This window comes from Cobetia sp. PS-4MA (assembly GCF_057670765.1).
This window is the reverse complement of the sequence record NZ_CM173107.1, coordinates 2,051,862-2,069,454: the sequence shown is the minus strand read 5'-3', so window position 1 is coordinate 2,069,454 and position 17,593 is coordinate 2,051,862. Positions and strand designations below refer to the sequence as shown.

Below are 17,593 nucleotides of genomic sequence, written 5' to 3'. Positions count from 1 at the left end.
CGTGAAGCTCAAGACGGCACCGTGTGGACGGTGCCGTCTGTCAGGATTGTGCGCGCTCTATCCGCTCTGGAAAGAGGCCGGGGGTCACTGCTGGTGGATCAGTACCTGGGACTGCCACTGACGCGGCAGCTGTCGGGCACTGGCTTCCCAGCCGGCGAAGTCCTGTACCGGGCGGGCATTGGCGTACTGCTCGTTGGGCAGCAGCTTGGCGGCGATGTCTTCCGGTAGGGTCAGGTGCTCGGCGCGGATCGGGCGGGCGTAACCTGCCGCCAGGTTCAGCTGGCCGGCATCTGACAGGATGTACTCACGCGCCAGCTTGGCGGCGTTCGGGTGAGCGGCATGCTTGTTGATGATGGTGGCGTAGCCCGAGGTGATGGAGGCATCCGAGGGGATGACCACCTCGAAGGTGTCGCGGTTGATCTGATCGCGATAGTTGAGCGCGTTGAAGTCCCACAGCAGTGCGACCTCCACCTCGCCCTTCTCCAGGTTGGCGATGCTCGGCTCGGCCAGTGACAGGCGTCCCTGGCGGGCCAGTTCGGCGAACACTTCCAGACCCGGCGTCAGGTCTGACTCGCTGCCGCCATTGGCGAAGGCTGCGGCCAGGATGGCGTTGTTGGCCTGGGAGGCCTTGCCGACCGCGCCGACGGAGACCTTGTAATCGCCATTGGAGAGATCCGCGAAGGAAGCGGGGCGCTGATCTTCACTGACGAGTGTCTTGTTGATCATCAGGGAGATGGTGCCGGTGTAGCCCAGCATCCACTCGCCATCTTCATCCTTGGCCCAGTCGGGGATCTCGTCCCAGGTGGTCGGCTTGTAGGCTTGAGTCACCCCCTGCTTGACCGCGATGGGGCCGAAGGCGAAGCCCACGTCACCGATATCTGCCGTGGCGTTCTTGCCTTCGGCCTTGAACTTGGCGACTTCCTCGGCGGAGCTCATGTCGGTATCGCTGTGCGCGATGGAATACTTCGACTCGAGGTCTGCCCAGGTGTCCTTCCAGTTGGCCCAGCTGTCCGGCATGCCGACGCTGTCGACGCGGCCTTCTGCCTGGGCGGCCTTGAGCAGTGCGTCCGGCACTTCAGCGGCACTGACGGAGGCGCTGCTCAGCAGGGTGGCCATGAGGGCCGAGACCATCAGACCGGCGGTACGGGGCGAGGTAGCGGTGAACGACTTCAATGACAATCCTCCCAGACGGGGTAATCAACGGATGCGAGAGTGCATTCCTGGCCAGCGAGTCGCCGAGGCGAGCAGGCAGGCGAGATGGGGGCAAAGCTGGTTCTTGTCCTGCGCAGTCTTCCCTGAGGCTTGCCACCTCAATTTCTGTGGTCTAGTTCAGTCTCGGGGCTGACATGACTTTACGCAGCGGTTGTGACAGTCGCGTGTCGTCACTATGTCAGTGTCGTGATGTCAGTGTCGTGGCAATGAGCCATCAGCCATCAGCGCTACATGTTTTGACGCAACGCTGCGTGGTGCCGGCTGATTTTCTGACAATTACCTGCATGACAGCGTGTCCCGATGATAGGCATCCGCCTCGGATTCTCACGCGCATCACACAGGATGGCCTTGCGCTGTCACCGGATCGTCATGCCTGTGTCATGGTGCTCGGCGAGCGTGGGCTGATTCGCCTGGCGACGTCTACACTAGACCACAGCGATCGCGATTCTCTGGCCTTGTCATGATGGACACCTTGGATGACATGCAAGTGACTCGCCAGAAATCGCTCTCTTTCGTTATCTTTCAGGAACTTCGCATGCCTTCATCATCGATCGAGCCCACAGGTGACGACGCAACTTCCCTGACGCGCACGGCGGATTTGCCCGTCACCGGGCTCAAGGGCAGGCTGCTGAACCATCTTGAAGCAGCGCCGCTGCATGCCTCGCAGCGTCTGCCGTCCGAGCGTGAGATGATCGAGCGGTTCGGCACCACGCGAGTCACCTTGCGAGATGCCTTGCTGCAGCTGGAAGCGGAAGGGCGAATCTATCGCGAGAACCGCCGCGGCTGGTTCGTCTCGCCGCCGCGCCTCAGGTATGACCTGCTGGCATGTCTGCCTTTTCACGAGATGGTGCAGTCGCAGCAGCGGGTCGCTTCCACCGAGGTGCTGTCCGCTCAGGAAGTTCCCGCTGATGAGGTGATCGCCCAGCGTCTGGAAATTGCACGGGGTGCCGGGGTCTATCGCATCACGCGAGTGCGGCGCATCGATGGCCGGCGGGTGCTGCATGTCTGTCATCACCTGCGACGCGACTGCTTCCCGGGCATTCTCGATTTCGACCTCTCGGTGCATTCGCTGACGACGCTCTACCTTCACCAGTACGCCATTCGCATCCGGCGCGTGAGCTTCGAGCTGGCCTCCAGCGTGTTCGACGCCGAGACGGCCGTCGCCCTGAATGCGGCACCGGGTAGTCCGGCGCAGCGCATCACGCGGATCAACTTCGATCAGAATGGCCGCGCAGTGGACTGCGATGATGAACACTGGCGTCATGATGCCATCGAGTTGACGTTATCCGCCGCACCACAACGCTAGAGGGCAATCTGGGGACACACGCCACCAGTCTCCGGGAATTTCCTCCAACTCGACGAAAACGCCCGCAAGTCCTCCTCTGACGGGAAGGCTTGCGGGCGTTGTGGTAATGGCCTCATCCAGTAGCGATCTGGGCGTGACATCAGTGGGTGCGTGGCAATCCTGCGAGGCTTGTGGGTTCAGTTGACAGCTTCCGGCTCATGCCGTCGGCAGAGGTGCAGATTTACTGGAAGCAGGGGGCTTCGACATGTCGGCAAGGGAAATGCCACTCGTCTCAGGCAGTCTGAGACCACCGGTCAAGGCGACTCCAGCTATCGCGATCAAGTACCAGGCGGGTGCCAGATGGTTGCCGCTCAAGTCGATAAGCCAAGTGGCAACCAGCGGTGCGGTGCCGCCGAAGATCGTATAGGCCACGTTATAGCTGAGTGCCGAAGCGGTATAGCGCACACGAGTGGGAAACTGTTCCGAGAGCAGCGAGGCGGTGACCACGCCGCACAAGACTGCGCCGACTGCCATCAATGACGCACCGAGCATCGAGGCCCACAAGGTGCCGCTGGCAGCGAGTGAATACGCGGGAAAGACGGCAATGGCGAGGCTGGCGCAAGCGGTGATGATCGTATTGCGCCTACCGACCAGATCCGAGTAGTAGCCAGCCACAGGGCATAACAGAGCTGCCATCATGAGAGCACCGAGGCTGGCCAGCAGGGCGGTCTGGCGCGAGGCTCCTCCTGCCACCTGCATGTAGGTCGCGAAATAGGTGCTGAACATGTAGAACGACAGCGCGGTGGCAGAGATGAATGCCATCAAGCTGATGATGGTACTGCCGTGGATTGTCAGCGTTTCCATGAGCGGAGCGCTGGTGGCGTTGTGCTCTTGCTGGACCAAACGGAAGGCAGGTGAGTCATCCAGCTTGAGACGCATGTACAAGCCGATCAGGCCCAATGGCGCGGCGATCAGGAAGGGGACACGCCAGCCCCATTCCTGCATGGTCGCTTCCGATACCAGGCTGTTCAGGCCAAGTCCGAGCGCTGCGGCTGTCGCGAAGGCGCTGAAGGTAGAGACGGGGATGAAGCTTCCATACCATCCGCGCTTGTCATCGGGCGCGTGCTCCATCACGAAGGCGCACGCACCGGCATATTCACCGCCTGCCGAGAAACCTTGGGCACAGCGAGCCAGGGTCAACAATAGCGGTGCCAGCAAGCCGATACTCTGATAGGTCGGCAGCAGACCGATCAAGGCGGTGGCGCTTGCCATCATGATGATGGTGATGGCCAGTACATTCTTGCGACCGATGCGATCCCCCAGAGTGCCGAAGAAGATGCCGCCTAGTGGGCGCAGTGCAAAGGAGACGGCAAAGACGGCAAAGGTCTGGATCAGAGCGAGGGTTGGATCGCCTTGCGGGAAGAAATGTTGCGAGATGATCACTGCCATGAAGCCGTAGATGGCAAAGTCGAACCATTCGATGAAATTGCCGATGGTAGAAGCAGCAAGGACACGCCGGAGCGTGGCAGGTGATACCGCACTGCTGTCAGACATGTTGTTGTTATTCATCAGAGGACTCCGCGAAGGTTAGGCCCACCGTAAGGCCTTCTCGAAGAGGGCATCATCTGGCGTGGGGCCTGGATCCTTCATCCTGCGCAACTCTATCTCTCTCGAGCGTGTTGAATGCGACATCATTAATGTTTGATACGACAGAAGGTCATCTTCTGGCAGTTGACGCGAGGTTTCAGCGCATCAGCAGCGTGTCATCTATCTCGCGGAAGTGATCAGCGCTGCGCATCAGGGCAAGGGCAGTGAGTGCCTCGACGCCGTAGACGCGCGTCGTGACGGCATGGCGCGCTGCCACATGCTCCAGCAGCAGGGCGAAGTCACCATCGCCGGAGGCGAGGATGATCTCGTCGACGCTGGGGGCGGCTTCCATCACATCGATCGTGATGCCGACATCCCAGTCACCCTTGGCCGAGCCATCTCCTCGCTGGATGAAGGGTTTGAGCTTGACCTCGAACCCTATCTCACGCAGGCGTTGCTGGAATTGCTGCTGCTTGGGGTCACCACGGTCAATCGCATAGGCGTAGGCATGCGTGATGCTGCCCAGGGATTCCAGCTCGGCCCACAGTCGGCGGTAATCGAATTGCCGGCCAAAGGTGTCGCGGGTGGTGTAATAGATATTCTGGACATCGATGAAGACGGCGAGGCGCTTGGGCGAGTCGGATGTCGGCAAGGACGGTTGGGTTGCGGGCGTGGGAGAGTTCGACATTGGCTGTCACAGGGACCGGAAGGCTGAATGATGTGCCTGAAGCAGAGCAGGCAGGTACTGGAGGCGCGTGCGGCGTGGGAGTCGTTCAGGTGTCGCGGGATGACTCAGGCATTGCGCCTGGCTCCGACGATGAGTGCTTGTGCTGCTGACACCATGCAAGGAGAGCGGATCTGTCTTTCTCTGACCTGTCTACCCTGACCTGTCTGGTGCTATCGGTTGAAAGCAGAGCTGTTAAAACAGAGCTGTTCCAAGTAGCGCCATCTCGAGAGGAGGGCAGAGACCGGCCGCTGCCAATCATGGCGAGCAGCGGCTGGCGATCTTCTGACAGCTTGCCGCGATCAGGCCGAGTCTGGGCCTGATGGAAGCATCAGTTGCCGGCAGCGGGATTGGAGGGCTTAGTCGGCTTGTGGCCGATGATCTGGCCGCTGACGCCGGATTCAATCACTTCAACCTTGCCGCCACGATCGAGGAAGGCTTGCATCTGGGCTTCCAGCGAGGCGGATGTTTCAACAGCAGCGGGTGCTTTCTTCTTGGCAGCAGTACGAGTGTTGGCCATGCGGGACTCCGTTCCGAGACGTGAGGGGTGGAAGAGAATGATAACGCGACTGCGTTTTTCCTGCTCGATCGCGTCAGAAGTAAATAAGAAGTGGTGATTTCGCTGCGTGATATGTTCGTGATGTCGTGAGACGCCAGCGGCGCTGTTGCGATCACATCAACACAGAGATGCCAGCAGACAGTGAGTCAGGGCGTTGAAAAGTGATCCAGGCGGCGACATCTCCTTCCTCACGTTGATACTTTTCATGATGCAAGGAGAGCTGGCATGGCGAACACCTTTGACGGCAACACCCGAAGCTACGCACTCAAATCCGATTCCGCCGATCTGGCGCCATGGAATTTCGAGCGCCGTCAGCCGCGCCCGGATGATGTGGCCATCGAGATCCTGTATTGCGGTGTCTGTCATTCGGACCTGCACGTCGGTCGCAATGACTGGGGCTTCACCCAGTATCCCATCGTGCCGGGTCACGAGATCGTCGGGCGAGTCACCCAGGTCGGCGATGATGTCAGCCAGTACAAGGTGGGTGACATGGTCGGTGTCGGCTGCATGGTAGATTCCTGCCGTGAGTGCAGCGCCTGTCACGAGGGGCTCGAGCAATACTGCCTCGAGGGCATGACCATGACCTACGGCAGCCCGGATCGTCACGATGGCAGCCTCACGCAAGGCGGCTATTCCGACAGGATCGTCGTCAGCGAGCGCTTCGTGGTGTCCATCCCTGACAAGCTGGACCCGGCGGTGGCCGCGCCGCTGCTGTGTGCCGGTATCACGACCTATTCTCCGCTGCGCCACTATGGCGTGAAGTCCGGCGACAAGGTCGGCGTGATCGGCATGGGTGGCCTGGGCCACATGGGGATCAAGTTCGCCAAGGCGATGGGCTGTGAAGTCACCCTGTTCACGCGCAGTGAAGCCAAGGTGGCGGAAGCACGCGAGAATGGCGTCGATCACGTCATCGTGTCCAGTGACGATGAGCAGATGGCCGCCGCGACCGAAACCTTCGATTTCCTGCTCGATACGGTACCGGTGCCGCACGATCTCAACCCCTACCTCAATACTCTGAAGTACGACGGTACCCATATTCTCGTCGGGCTGGTGCAGGAGGTGGACCCCGCACTGCAGGGCGGCAATCTGGTCATGAAGCGTCGCGTGCTGGCGGGCTCGCTGATCGGCGGCATGCCGGAGACCCAGGAAGTGCTCGATTACTGTGCCGAGCATGACATCACCTGCGATATCGAGATGATCGACATCCAGAACATCAACGAGGCGTGGGAGCGTATGCAGCAGGGTAAGGTGAAATACCGCTTTGTCATCGACATGCAGAGCTTGAAGAACGCCTGACACCTGTCGTCATACCATGCCAGGTCTGGTGTGGTGGCATGAAAAAAGCCCCCGGTATCCTTCTGGATGCCGGGGGCTTTCGGGTCTGTCATGTCACAAAATTGTGATGGGGTGATTCCCGATCGAGGCGAAAACGCGTATAAGAACGCGATGAAAACGCCAAAGAGAATCCAGCCGCTCATAGATGACGGACTGGTCGATGAAGTGCTTCGCCCCTTGATGAGTGGCAAGGAAGCCTCGGTCTACGTGGTGCGCTGCGGAGAAGAGATTCGCTGCGCCAAGGTCTACAAGGATGCTGCGCAGCGCAGCTTCAAGCAGGCCGTGCTCTACCAGGAAGGCCGCAAGGTACGCAACAGCCGTCGTCAGCGGGCGATGGAGAAGGGCTCCGGTTTCGGACGCGATCAGCAGGAAGCTGCCTGGCAGAACGCCGAGGTGGATGCCCTCTATCGTCTGGCCGATGCCGGTGTGCGCGTGCCTCAGCCATACGGCTGCTTTGACGGTGTGCTGCTGATGGAGCTGGTCACCGACGACGATGGCAATGTGGCACCGCGCCTCAATGATGTCTCGATGTTGGCGGAACAGGCGCGTGAAGACCACGCCTTGATGATGCATTACATCGTTCGCATGTTGCATGCCGGCCTGGTGCACGGGGATCTGTCCGAGTTCAATGTGCTGGTCGATGACTACGGCCCAGTGATCATCGATCTTCCGCAGGCGGTGGACGCAGCGGCCAACAACAATGCCAAGAGCATGTTGGCGCGCGATGTCGCCAACATCACCGCCTACTATGCGATGTTCGCACCGGAACTTGCCCAGACTCGCTACGCTGATGAGATATGGGCATTGTTCGAGGCCGGTGACATGGACCCGGATGTCGAGCTGACGGGTCTCTTCGAGGATGACCCCGAGGCGCCGGACGTGGATGCGCTGCTCGAGAACATCATGGCCGCCATGGAAGAGGAGCAGGAACGCAAGGCGCGTCTGAAGAGTGCCGAAGACGGCGATGATGATTAGATGCTGAGCGGGTGGAGCGCCGGGCATCAGGCCCGGTGATGATGCCTTGAGACACGACAACGCCGCTTCACGAAGAAGCGGCGTTGTCGTGTCTGGCTGGCGAAGGCTTCAGGCGGGATCGACGGCGTGCTGCTCGGTCTCCGGGTCGTGGCGACGGTGACGCAGCTCGATGCCCTTGAGCAGATTGCGCAGGATCTGGTCCTTGCATTCGCGGTAGTGGCGATGGTCCGGCTTGCGGAAGAAGGCGGACAGTTCCGACTTGGTGATCATCTCGAAACCGGCCAGCGCCAGAAGATCCAGCATGTCATCGTCCTTGAGCTCGAAGGCGATCTTGAGCTTGCGCAGGATCAGATTGTTGTCGAGACGCTTTTCCGGTGCGGGCTGAGCACCCTCGCGCTTGCCCCGGCGCACGTTGATCAGGCCATTGAGGAAGCTGGCAAGATCGATGTCCTTGATGCGCTGCTGGGCATCGTCGTCATCGCGCTTGAGCCAGTCACTGACCTGGGCGCGGGTGACTTCGTGGTCGGCGGCGGCGAAGGTGTTGATCATGTCGCTGTCGGAGAGATTGAGTGCGTAGCGCAGGCGACGGATGATGTCGTTGTTGGTCACAGGCGTGGGTCCGGTCTTTGAGGATGTCTTGAAGTTGCGTGGCGCGCCATGCATGGCGTCAATGGCGCGCAGCATACCAGATCAGGGTGGGGTGCCGCTCCATCCCGGCGCGCTTCCCGGCCGGGGTGACAGACAGGGCGTGAGTCAGGGCGGCAGGCAGAGCCGCTAGCCGCCTTCGGTGATCAACGCCCGGGCGTCGGGACATCCTGATGACTGACGTCTTCGTCTTCTGCGGTCTCGCGTGCTTCGGCGTGATCCTCCGCGTCAGGCTCGGGCCTTTCATCGACGTGATTCGTCTTCTGGTTCGGGGTCAGTGCCAGCTCCGTCAGCAGCGGGAAATGATCGGAGCCGAAGGCTTCCATGCGAGCCACGCGCACCACGCTGAAATGCCGGCTATGGAAGAGGTGATCCAGCGGCCAGCGCAGCAAGGGAATGCTGGCATGGAAGGTATTGAACATGCCACGGCCGACGCGTGGGTCCAGCAGGCCGGACAGTTTGCGGAACAGTCGTGTGGTGCGAGACCAGGCCACGTCGTTGAGATCTCCCGTCACGATGATGGGCTGCTCGCTCTCGGCCACGCTCTTGGCCACGATGACAAGCTCCGCGTCTCGTTCACTGGACTCCTCGTTTTCGGTCGGGCTGGGCGGTGCGGGATGCAGGAAATGAGCGCGTATGCGATCGCCGCTCTTGAGCTCCAGATGGGCATGCATCGAGGGCACGTCATCTTCGACCAGGTAGTCGATGCTGGCGTCGTGCAGGGGCAGACGAGAATAGACATGCATACCGTAGAGGTTGTCCAGCGGGCACTTGAGCGTATGCCGGTAGCCATGCTCCGGCTCATCTCCCTCCAGGACATCCAGGCGGCTTTCCCACCAGCCATCGGACTCCAGGGTGACGAGAACGTCGGGTTGCTCGCGCCTGACGATCGCCAGCAGGGCGTCGCTGTCGTGGTTGCTGGTCAGCACGTTGGCGGTCAACAGACGCACATGACGTGCGGGATCACTGTGCTGCGCGACGCCCGATTCACAGCGGGCGAGCCGGGTGTAGGGAATGATCCACTGCGCCTGGTAGATGAGCCCTGCCAGTGCGATGAAAGCCAGCGTCAGCTGCAGTCCTGTCGAGAGCTCGCCGACGAGAAGGTCGGCCACCAGCAGGGCCGCCCAGAGTACCGCCAGCTGCAGGCGGGGAAAGTCCATGATGCGGACGGACCAATGCCGCAGGCGCGTGAGTGGCAGCAGGGTGAAGGCTGCCATCAGCAGCGTGAGTACGCCGAGTAGCGTGGGGATCATGGGGGCTCCGGTGACAGGAATGGGGCGGGAAATCAAACGCTCAAGCGTCAGACATGGTGGCGACATGCCTGACACTCAAGTCAGGACGCTTTACTCACGAGGCAACCCGTCGCTGACGCCAGAGACGCGCGATCCATTGCCAGCGATTGATCAGCAGGGCCATGAAGATCAGGCCGCAGCCTGTCATCTGGATCAGGGTCATGCGCTCCCCGAACCAGGCAGCCGACATCAGGGCCGCCCAGACCGCTTCGAGCATCAGGATGACCGAGGCATGGCTGGGCGTGGTCAGGCTCTGTGCGTAAATCTGCAGGAAGAAACGCAGGGTGCTGGCGATCAGAGTGCTGGCCAGAAACCAGCTCAGGATGTCGAGACTGATGCCGGCCGGCCAGCTTTCGCTGATGGCCGACAGCACCAGGCAGGTGACGCCGGTGGTCATCAGCTGGATGGCCGTCAGCGGCAGGGCCGGGATATTGCGCACCAAACGCGAATTGAAGTTGAACACCAGGGCAAACAGGCAGGCAGCCCCGAAGATCAGCCATTGTGCCGGTTCGATATGAAAGCTTTCCGTAGCGCCGGGTTGTCCCATGCCCAACAGAGCGAAACCGAGCAGGGCGGTGGGCAGGGCGATCCAGGTGCTCATCGGTGGCCTGTCCTTGAACAGCAGGCGGGCGAGTACCGGTACCATCAGAATCCCGAAACTGTTGATGAACGCGATCACGCCGAGCTGCTCGGACAGTGCCACCCCCAATGACCAGCAGGCCATGGCGCCGCCAAACAGGACGCCGACTCCGCTGGCGCGCAGCTTGCGAGTAGTGGAGAGCTGTCTCAGCGAGCGAGCGTCGAAGATCGCCAGGATGAGGCCTGCCAGCAGGAAGCGACTGCCGATGAACAGTAGCGGAGGCATACCGGCCATGGCTTCCTTGGAGAAGATCCAGCCTGCGGCGGCGATGATGGTGACCAGCAGAAGCAACAGATCGGCCTTGAAAGGCGAGCGGGAAGGCGTCGTCTCGGTAGTGGTGCTCATGGGGTGGCGTCGGTTCCTTTAGGCATGGGAATGTCTGATCTCTATCCTAACAAGCTGATACAGGCGGTGCTGTCATATATCGGAACTTGCAAATTCAACAATGGAGCTTGAATTCCGTGGCAGGATAAGTCTAATGCAGAGGGAATCGATAGCGTTGCAGCGATTGATCTCGCGGCTTTTCACGAATGCAGGAATGGTGGTCAGGAGGCTGGATGGCGACACCGTCGCAGGACACGACATCGAAAGATCATGGGCATGAATCCGGGCACGTGCATGCGCATGGTCATTCACACGGTCATCACCATGGTCATTCACACGGCCATTCACATGGTCATGGACATCATGACCATGCACCTGAGGTGACCGCTGACAGCGAAAGGCGGGTCATGCTGGCGATGTGGCTGACCGGCGGGTTCATGCTGGCGGAAGTCGTCGGCGGACTGGTGGCGGGCTCTCTGGCCTTGCTGGCGGACGCCGGCCATATGCTCAGTGATACCGTGTCGCTGGCATTGGCGTGGGGAGCGTTTCGCCTCGGACATCGCGCAGCGACCCGCAAGCTGACCTTCGGCTATGCGCGTTTCCAGGTGCTCGCCGCGTTCGTCAATGGCCTGACATTGCTGGTCATCGGGGTCGCGATCGTGATGGCTGCCCTCAAGCGCCTGTGGCTGCCGTCTGAGGTGCTGGCAGGACCGATGCTGGCGATTGCCGTGCTCGGACTTGTCGTCAACATCGCGGCATTCTGGATATTGCACAAGGGAGATCAGGACAATCTCAATCTCCGCGGCGCCCTGTTGCATGTCATGGGCGACCTGCTGGGTTCCGTGGCGGCCATCATTGCCTCGCTGGTCATCATGACCACCGGCTGGAATCAGGCCGACCCGTTGTTGTCGATGCTCGCAGCGGTACTGATACTGCGCGGTGCCTGGTCGCTGGTGAAACGCTCGGCGCATACCTTGCTGGAAGGGACGCCGGAGCAACTTGACCACGAGGAAATCCAGGCGGGTCTGCTGACACTGGAGGGAGTGGATGGCGTGCATGATCTTCATCTGTGGGGCCTGACGCCTCAATCCCCGGTTGCCAGCCTGCATGTGGTGGTGGCCGATACCGGCATTCCCGGCGAGGTGCTTGAGCGGGTCCAGGCCTATCTGCTCGATACCCATGCGATCTCGCACGTCACGGTGCAGCTGGAAGGCGAAGCCTGTCTGCAGGGCTGCGTGTCTCGTTGATGGAGACGGCTGACGGCACGCAGACAGGACAATTGATGCCGGCGCTCGTGCAGAGCCTGGGAGCCTTCTGACGCAAGACGCCCCGCTGAAAAGCGGGGCGTTGTTGATTGCAGCCCATGGGCTGCCTGACGTCGCGACATCGATGCCTCGAGAGCTCAGTGCTCAAGGACGTCGATGACGTGTCACCTCAGTGCTTGGCGACATAGACGGTGCGGATGTTCATGAAGGCACCGAAGCCATATTCGCTTTGCTCACGACCATAGCCGCTGCCTTTGACACCGCCGAAGGGCAGTTGGGCGAAGGGCGTGGTCGGGCGATTGACGAAGCTCATGCCGGCTTCCAGCTGACGCGAGACACGCTCGCCGCGCTCGTCGTCCTTGGCCACCACCGTGCTGCCCAGACCGTAGGGGCAGTCGTTGGCGAGCTCGATGGCATGTGCCTCGTTGTCCGCGACCACCACGGAAGCGACCGGGCCGAACAGCTCTTCATTGAAGGCTGGATTGCCCTGGGTGACGTTGGTCAGCACCGTCGGCGGATACCAGGCACCCTCGCGATCCGGAATTTCGCCACCGCATTCCAGCTTGGCGCCAGCCTTGATGGCACGCTGCACCTGATCATGCAGATCATCGCGCAGGTCCTTGCGTGACATCGGACCGATATCGACCCCTTCGCTGAGCGGGTCATCCATGCGCATGTCCTTCACTTTCTCGATCAGACGTCTGGAGAAGTCCTCGGCGATCGACTTGTCGACGATCAAGCGCTTGGAGGCGGCACAGCTCTGGCCGGTATTGTCGAAGCGTCCGGCGATGGCGAGATCCACCGCGCGCTCGATGTCGGCGTCATCCAGCACGATCAACGGATCGATACCCCCCAGTTCCAGCACGCTGGGCTTGAGCGCCGCACCGGCCTGCTCGGCGACCTTGCGGCCTGCCTCTTCGCTGCCGGTGAGGGTCACGCCCTGCACGACAGGATCATTGATGATGTCTTCGATCATCTCCGAGCCCACCGGCAGCCAGGTGAAGACGCCATCTTCGAAACCGGCCTCGTGGAACAGCTGGGTGATCAGCTCAGCGCAACCCGGGACGTTGGAGGCATGCTTCATCAGGCAGACGTTGCCACCTGCCAGTGCCGGGGTCGCGAAGCGGATGACCTGATAGAGCGGATAGTTCCACGGCATCACGCCCAGCACTGCGCCGATGGGGTCCTTGACGATCTTCGCTCTGACGGCACCCTCGACGTCGCGCTGCTCGGTTTCCATCAACGTGGGCAGGTTGTCGGCGTAGAAACGCGCGATGCTGGAGGAGATCTGCGTCTCGCTGATGCCCTGCTGATACGGCTTGCCCATCTCATGGGCGATCAAGGTGGCAATGTCCTGCTGGCGCTGATCTATCAGGTCTGCCAGTGCGTGCAGACGTTTCGCACGTTCTTCCAGCGAGAGCTGACGATATTGCGGATAGGCATTGCGCGTCTGTTCCAGTTTCTGCTGAACCTCGTCCTTGCTCAGCGTGGCGTATTCATTGAGAACCTTGTCATTGGCCGGATTGGTCGCGGTCAGTGTCTTGTTGCTCATCTTGCCTCCCTATCTGGGTGCTGGTTCAGCGAGTGGCCGAGCGGCGAATATCACATGAGCGACATCGACCTTGGATCAGCCACCTCATTGGCTACACGACAAGAACTGGAGATGCCGCCGCTGACCTTCAAGAGCCGAGGTGATCGATCTGGCGTCATCTCAGTGTTGCCATTCGAGCACGCGCGTCCCCCTTGAAACGTCACAGGCTGCGTCCATCGAGCCTCGCAAGCCTGCCGCACGGGCTGCCAGCATGCGACAATGGCCCCCTGGTGTCCGGGCGCGGGAAAGCGTCTCCCCCGGGCCATCGACATGAGTGCAAGCGTCACAAGGAAGAGGAAGTCAGCGTGTTCAACAATATTCTGGTGGTGTGTACCGGCAATATCTGTCGCAGTCCGGTCGGTGAGGCACTGCTGAAGCAAGCGTTGCCGGGCAAGACGGTTCACTCGGCGGGTGTGGGCGCATTAGTCGATCATCCTGTCGAACCCACGGCGGCTAGATTCGCTCTCGAGTCCGGTCTGGAGGTTGATGGGCATCGTGCGCGGCAGGTATCGGTCGAGATGTTGACGGCGGCGGATCTGATTCTGGTCATGAGCGATGGTCATCGTCGTGCCATCAACCAGATGGCCCCGCAAGTCAGTGGCAAGACGATGATGTTCGGCCGCTGGCTGGCGGGTGGGCAGGGCGAAGAGATTCCGGATCCCTATCGCAAGAGTGAAGAGGCCTTCCGGCACGCGCACCAGAAACTCGTGGACGCTGCGGCGCTGTGGGTCAAGAAACTATCGTAACCAAAGTCTAGTTCTTGCTGATATCTGATCAAGCATCTATACAACCCTGACGAAGAGACTGATTGCCATGCGGTCAGTCTCTTTTATAGGTTCGTCCAGACTCCGCCTTCATGAGAGAGGAGTCGTGTCGAGGGCTGCCACATGATATCGAAAGGACCACAGCGAGCGTGATCGGTAACGTCGCTCAAGACGTGAGCTGCGTCCCCGGGCGGTTGTTGGCGATGCCTTGCGACGTCATCACGCAAGCCTTGTGAGCCAGCGTCGAGTTCTCTGCCACCAGCGGGGAAGGCTTGCCGATGGCATAGCCCTGGACGTGGTCGACCCCGATGGATGTCACGCATGCCAGTACCTCCTGGCTGCCAACGAATTCCGCGATGGTCTGCATGCCCATTTCGCGGGCCACCTCGGCAATGGCGCGCGCGATGGCGTAGGAGACACGATTGGTGTCCATGTCACGAATGAAGGCACCATCGATCTTGAGATAATTCACCGGCAGGCTCTTGAGATACCCGAAGGACGATACGCCGCTGCCAAAATCATCCAGTGCGAAGTAGCACCCCAGCTCCCCCAGGGTATCGAAGAAGGTGCGAGCATCGCCCAGGCGAGTGATGGCCACGCTTTCCGTAATCTCGAAACACAGCTTGTGGCCGGGAATCTCGCTGTCACGTACCAAGCTGACCAGCATGTCGCGGAAATTGGGACTGCTGATGGAGTGACCCGAGAGGTTGAGCGACACCCGTGTCAGGCTGGCCAGGTGAGCAGGTTGCGACTGCAGCCAGGCCAGATAATGCCGGATGACGTATTCATCGATGGTGGCAGCCAGCCCATAACGCTCTGCCGCGGGCAGGAAGGCCCCGGGGGCGATGATGCTGCCGTCACGCCCCAGCATGCGCACCAGCACCTCATAGTGCTGCTCATCAGGGGTGCCCGGCCTGGTGCGTGTGCTGGCGATGGGCTGGTGATAGAGCACGAGACGTTGCGCTTCCACCGCGGCGGTGATTTCGGCGACCCAGTGCATTTCCTCCATCCGCTGAGTGACTTCGTCTCCGCTCACGCTATGGCGATGCACGCGGTTGCGCCCAGCGTCCTTCGCTTCATAACAGGCGGCATCGGCAGCGCTGAGCAGATGATGCGGATCACTCTGGCCGTTGCTGATGCTGACCAGGCCGATACTGGCGCTGACGCTGAACAGCTTGTCGTCCCACATGAATCGGAAATTGGCCACGCTCTGGCGTAGTCGCTCCAGCAGCGGTTCCGCTTCGTCCAGTGTCATGCCGGGCATCAACAGACCGAATTCGTCGCCCCCGAGACGTGCCAGAAGATCCTGTGGGCGCAGATCATTGCCGATGACGTCAACCAGCTGGATCAACAGGGCATCGCCCGCGGAATGTCCGCAGGTATCATTGACGACCTTGAATTGATCAAGATCGATATAGGCCAGGCAATGTTGCGAGTGGTCCTCGCGCACGACGTCACAGAACTGCGTCAATCTGCGACGGAAGGCGGCGCGGTTCAGAAGCCCTGTCAGGCTGTCATGGTTGGCTTCATGGATCAGTCGCTGGGACATGGTGTGACTATGGGTCTTGTCGACCAGAGCGACCAGCGTATAGCCGTCCTGCACCGGGGTGGTATCGACGGAGGAAACGCTGACGTCGGCATGCACCGTGTTGCCCCGTGCATGAAGGAAGCGGCAGCGTTGGGTGAAGTGACTGATACCGCCCTCGATCAAGGCAAGGTGGCGTCGTTGCAGCGATGCCAGGTCTTCCGGCTCGATCAGTTCGCGGATATAGCAGCCCTCGAGCGTGGTGCTCGGGTAGCCGAGGATGTCCTCGAGTCGCTGGTTGACCCGCAACAACTGGCCCGCCTTGGACATGTGCGCCATCCCGACGGCGGAGTGCTCGAAGGTGGCGCGATAGCGACGCTCGCTGGCACGCAGTCGCTCCTGGGTCGCGTGACGCTCAAGCTCGGTGGCAAGCTGTGAGACGTGATCACAGGCCGAGCTCAGGAAGGCGAGCTCATCCTCCGCCCATTCGCGTGGACCGCCACACTCCGTGCAACAGATCACCCCGCGAATCTTGCCGGAGATGCGCACGGGGCTATCGAGAATTGCCTGGAGGTCCGTGCTGAAATAGCCATTGAACAACAGCCCACTGCTGGCCTGCTGGGTATCGCTGATCGCCAGGATGCGCTCGGATTTCAGGGCGGTGAAATACTCTCCCAGCTGGCTGTCACACAGCTCTCGGGGGTGCGCCCGAGAGGTCGCATCGTGCGGGGCAGGCAGTTCACCGTCGTGTACATGACTCAGTGACAGCCGGGTTCCCTCCGGATTCATCTTCCAGAAACTGACCTTGCGTACCTGCAGGGCATCCGCCACCTGCTGGCAGATCCATGGCATCAAGTCTTCGAGCCGAGCGCCCTCGGCATGGTGGGCGTTGCCGAGTCGTATCAGCACGGCCTGCTGACGTTCGTAGCGACATAGCTTGTCGGCCTGTGCCACGGCGGCCATGTGCTGCTGATGGATGTCGAGCAGAGAGCCGATGAAACGATAGGGCGCGTCATCACGCACCTGGAACTGCGCACGCAACTTGAACCAGCGGTAGTCTCCCTGGCGGGTGCGGATGCGCAGTTCGATGCTGAACGGAGTTTCCTGCAGTCGCTGTATCGCGAGAAGCGCCTGGAACTCTTCACGCATCTCGGGGGCGACTCTTTCATGCAGCGCCTCGAGTCGGCTGTCCAGGGTTCCGGCGCTGTAGCCCAGCTGCATTTCCAGGCGTGGCGATATTGTCAGGCGTTCATTGCCTAGCTGCCATTCGATGATGCCATCGGAAATGCTGCGCAGTATCCAGTTGGCGCGGGTATAGCTGTCGCGCAAGGCTGCACTGAGCTGGGCACTCTGCATGAGGCGCTTCAGCGCCTCGCTGATCATTCCAGCCAGCTGATCAAGCCGCGCCAGGGTGTCATCGTCGGGCAGCGACTGGCGTGGAGAGGTGTCGAACATGCTCATGCATCCGACCACCGCGCCAGTGGCATCATGCAGTGGCAGTCCGATATAGAAGCGTATGCCATCCCCCTTCACCGAACAGGTATCGCGCAATGCAGCATGCTGATAGGCATCGCGCGTCACCAGAGGCCTTCCCTTGATGACGGCCAGACCACACAGGCTATCGTGCAGCGGAAGGGTATCGGGAATGCTGTTGTCCAGGCTTACCCAACGCTTGAGATGACGTGCGTTGCGCAAGCTGATCAAGGCGAGGGGAGTCCCGGCGAGATCCGCTGCCAGCTCCAGCAGCATGCGGGCCTGATGGTCCTCTTCGCGTCGAAGTGTCTCGACCCATTCCGAAGTGATGGAAGTATCAAGCATCAAGGATTCTGGCATCGCGTAGGCGTGTCCTTGCCGGAGAAGGTGGCGGTTC

14 protein-coding genes are annotated in these 17,593 nt (G+C 60.8%); 5 read left to right on the top strand and 9 right to left on the bottom strand.

Annotated features, from left to right (window positions below):
- Positions 1-84: 84 nt before the first annotated feature.
- On the bottom strand, positions 85-1,173 hold the full coding sequence (locus AC26AR_RS08815; protein ID WP_488106758.1) for an ABC transporter substrate-binding protein: 1,089 nt from the start codon (positions 1,171-1,173) through the stop codon (positions 85-87).
- Positions 1,174-1,747: 574 nt separating this feature from the next.
- Here AC26AR_RS08815 and AC26AR_RS08810 point away from each other — a divergent pair.
- Positions 1,748-2,518, top strand: a complete 771-nt coding sequence (locus AC26AR_RS08810) for a UTRA domain-containing protein (protein WP_404627422.1) — start codon at positions 1,748-1,750, stop codon at positions 2,516-2,518.
- A gap of 195 nt (positions 2,519-2,713) precedes the next feature.
- Here AC26AR_RS08810 and AC26AR_RS08805 read toward each other — a convergent pair whose 3' ends face one another.
- The 3 genes from AC26AR_RS08805 to AC26AR_RS08795 form a co-directional block, all read right to left on the bottom strand.
- The gene (locus AC26AR_RS08805) at positions 2,714-4,066 is read right to left on the bottom strand and encodes an MFS transporter (RefSeq protein WP_488106757.1); all 1,353 of its coding nucleotides are present in this window, start codon (positions 4,064-4,066) and stop codon (positions 2,714-2,716) included.
- A 175-nt stretch (positions 4,067-4,241) separates the two neighbouring features.
- Positions 4,242-4,772, bottom strand: a complete 531-nt coding sequence (locus tag AC26AR_RS08800; RefSeq protein WP_488106756.1) for an NYN domain-containing protein — start codon at positions 4,770-4,772, stop codon at positions 4,242-4,244.
- 367 nt (positions 4,773-5,139) lie between these two features.
- A complete protein-coding gene (locus AC26AR_RS08795) occupies positions 5,140-5,328 on the bottom strand; it encodes a hypothetical protein (protein WP_077375800.1) in 189 nt (62 codons plus the stop codon).
- 264 nt (positions 5,329-5,592) lie between these two features.
- Between AC26AR_RS08795 and AC26AR_RS08790 the strand changes: the two genes are divergently transcribed.
- Positions 5,593-6,663, top strand: coding sequence for an NAD(P)-dependent alcohol dehydrogenase (locus AC26AR_RS08790; protein ID WP_488106755.1), 1,071 nt, complete (start codon positions 5,593-5,595; stop codon positions 6,661-6,663).
- 150 nt (positions 6,664-6,813) lie between these two features.
- The gene (locus AC26AR_RS08785) at positions 6,814-7,677 is read left to right on the top strand and encodes a PA4780 family RIO1-like protein kinase (RefSeq protein WP_488106754.1); all 864 of its coding nucleotides are present in this window, start codon (positions 6,814-6,816) and stop codon (positions 7,675-7,677) included.
- 108 nt (positions 7,678-7,785) lie between these two features.
- On the opposite strand, the gene AC26AR_RS08780 is transcribed toward AC26AR_RS08785, so the two are convergent.
- From AC26AR_RS08780 to AC26AR_RS08770, 3 genes are all read right to left on the bottom strand, one after another.
- Entirely contained in the window at positions 7,786-8,361 is a 576-nt protein-coding gene (locus AC26AR_RS08780) for a YehS family protein (RefSeq protein WP_308483186.1), read from the bottom strand.
- Between the two features lie 107 nt (positions 8,362-8,468).
- On the bottom strand, positions 8,469-9,575 hold the full coding sequence (locus AC26AR_RS08775) for an endonuclease/exonuclease/phosphatase family protein (RefSeq protein WP_341541564.1): 1,107 nt from the start codon (positions 9,573-9,575) through the stop codon (positions 8,469-8,471).
- A gap of 94 nt (positions 9,576-9,669) precedes the next feature.
- Complete coding sequence (locus AC26AR_RS08770) at positions 9,670-10,599, bottom strand: DMT family transporter (protein WP_084208522.1); 930 nt, start codon at positions 10,597-10,599, stop codon at positions 9,670-9,672.
- Positions 10,600-10,985: 386 nt separating this feature from the next.
- Between AC26AR_RS08770 and AC26AR_RS08765 the strand changes: the two genes are divergently transcribed.
- Positions 10,986-11,825, top strand: coding sequence for a cation diffusion facilitator family transporter (locus AC26AR_RS08765; protein ID WP_240704330.1), 840 nt, complete (start codon positions 10,986-10,988; stop codon positions 11,823-11,825).
- Between the two features lie 187 nt (positions 11,826-12,012).
- Here AC26AR_RS08765 and AC26AR_RS08760 read toward each other — a convergent pair whose 3' ends face one another.
- The gene (locus AC26AR_RS08760; RefSeq protein WP_488106753.1) at positions 12,013-13,395 is read right to left on the bottom strand and encodes an NAD-dependent succinate-semialdehyde dehydrogenase; all 1,383 of its coding nucleotides are present in this window, start codon (positions 13,393-13,395) and stop codon (positions 12,013-12,015) included.
- 344 nt (positions 13,396-13,739) lie between these two features.
- Between AC26AR_RS08760 and AC26AR_RS08755 the strand changes: the two genes are divergently transcribed.
- Entirely contained in the window at positions 13,740-14,180 is a 441-nt protein-coding gene (locus tag AC26AR_RS08755; protein WP_077375822.1) for an arsenate reductase/protein-tyrosine-phosphatase family protein, read from the top strand.
- A gap of 184 nt (positions 14,181-14,364) precedes the next feature.
- Here AC26AR_RS08755 and AC26AR_RS08750 read toward each other — a convergent pair whose 3' ends face one another.
- A complete protein-coding gene (locus AC26AR_RS08750) occupies positions 14,365-17,541 on the bottom strand; it encodes an EAL domain-containing protein (RefSeq protein ID WP_488106752.1) in 3,177 nt (1,058 codons plus the stop codon).
- Between the last annotated feature and the right edge of the window lie 52 nt (positions 17,542-17,593).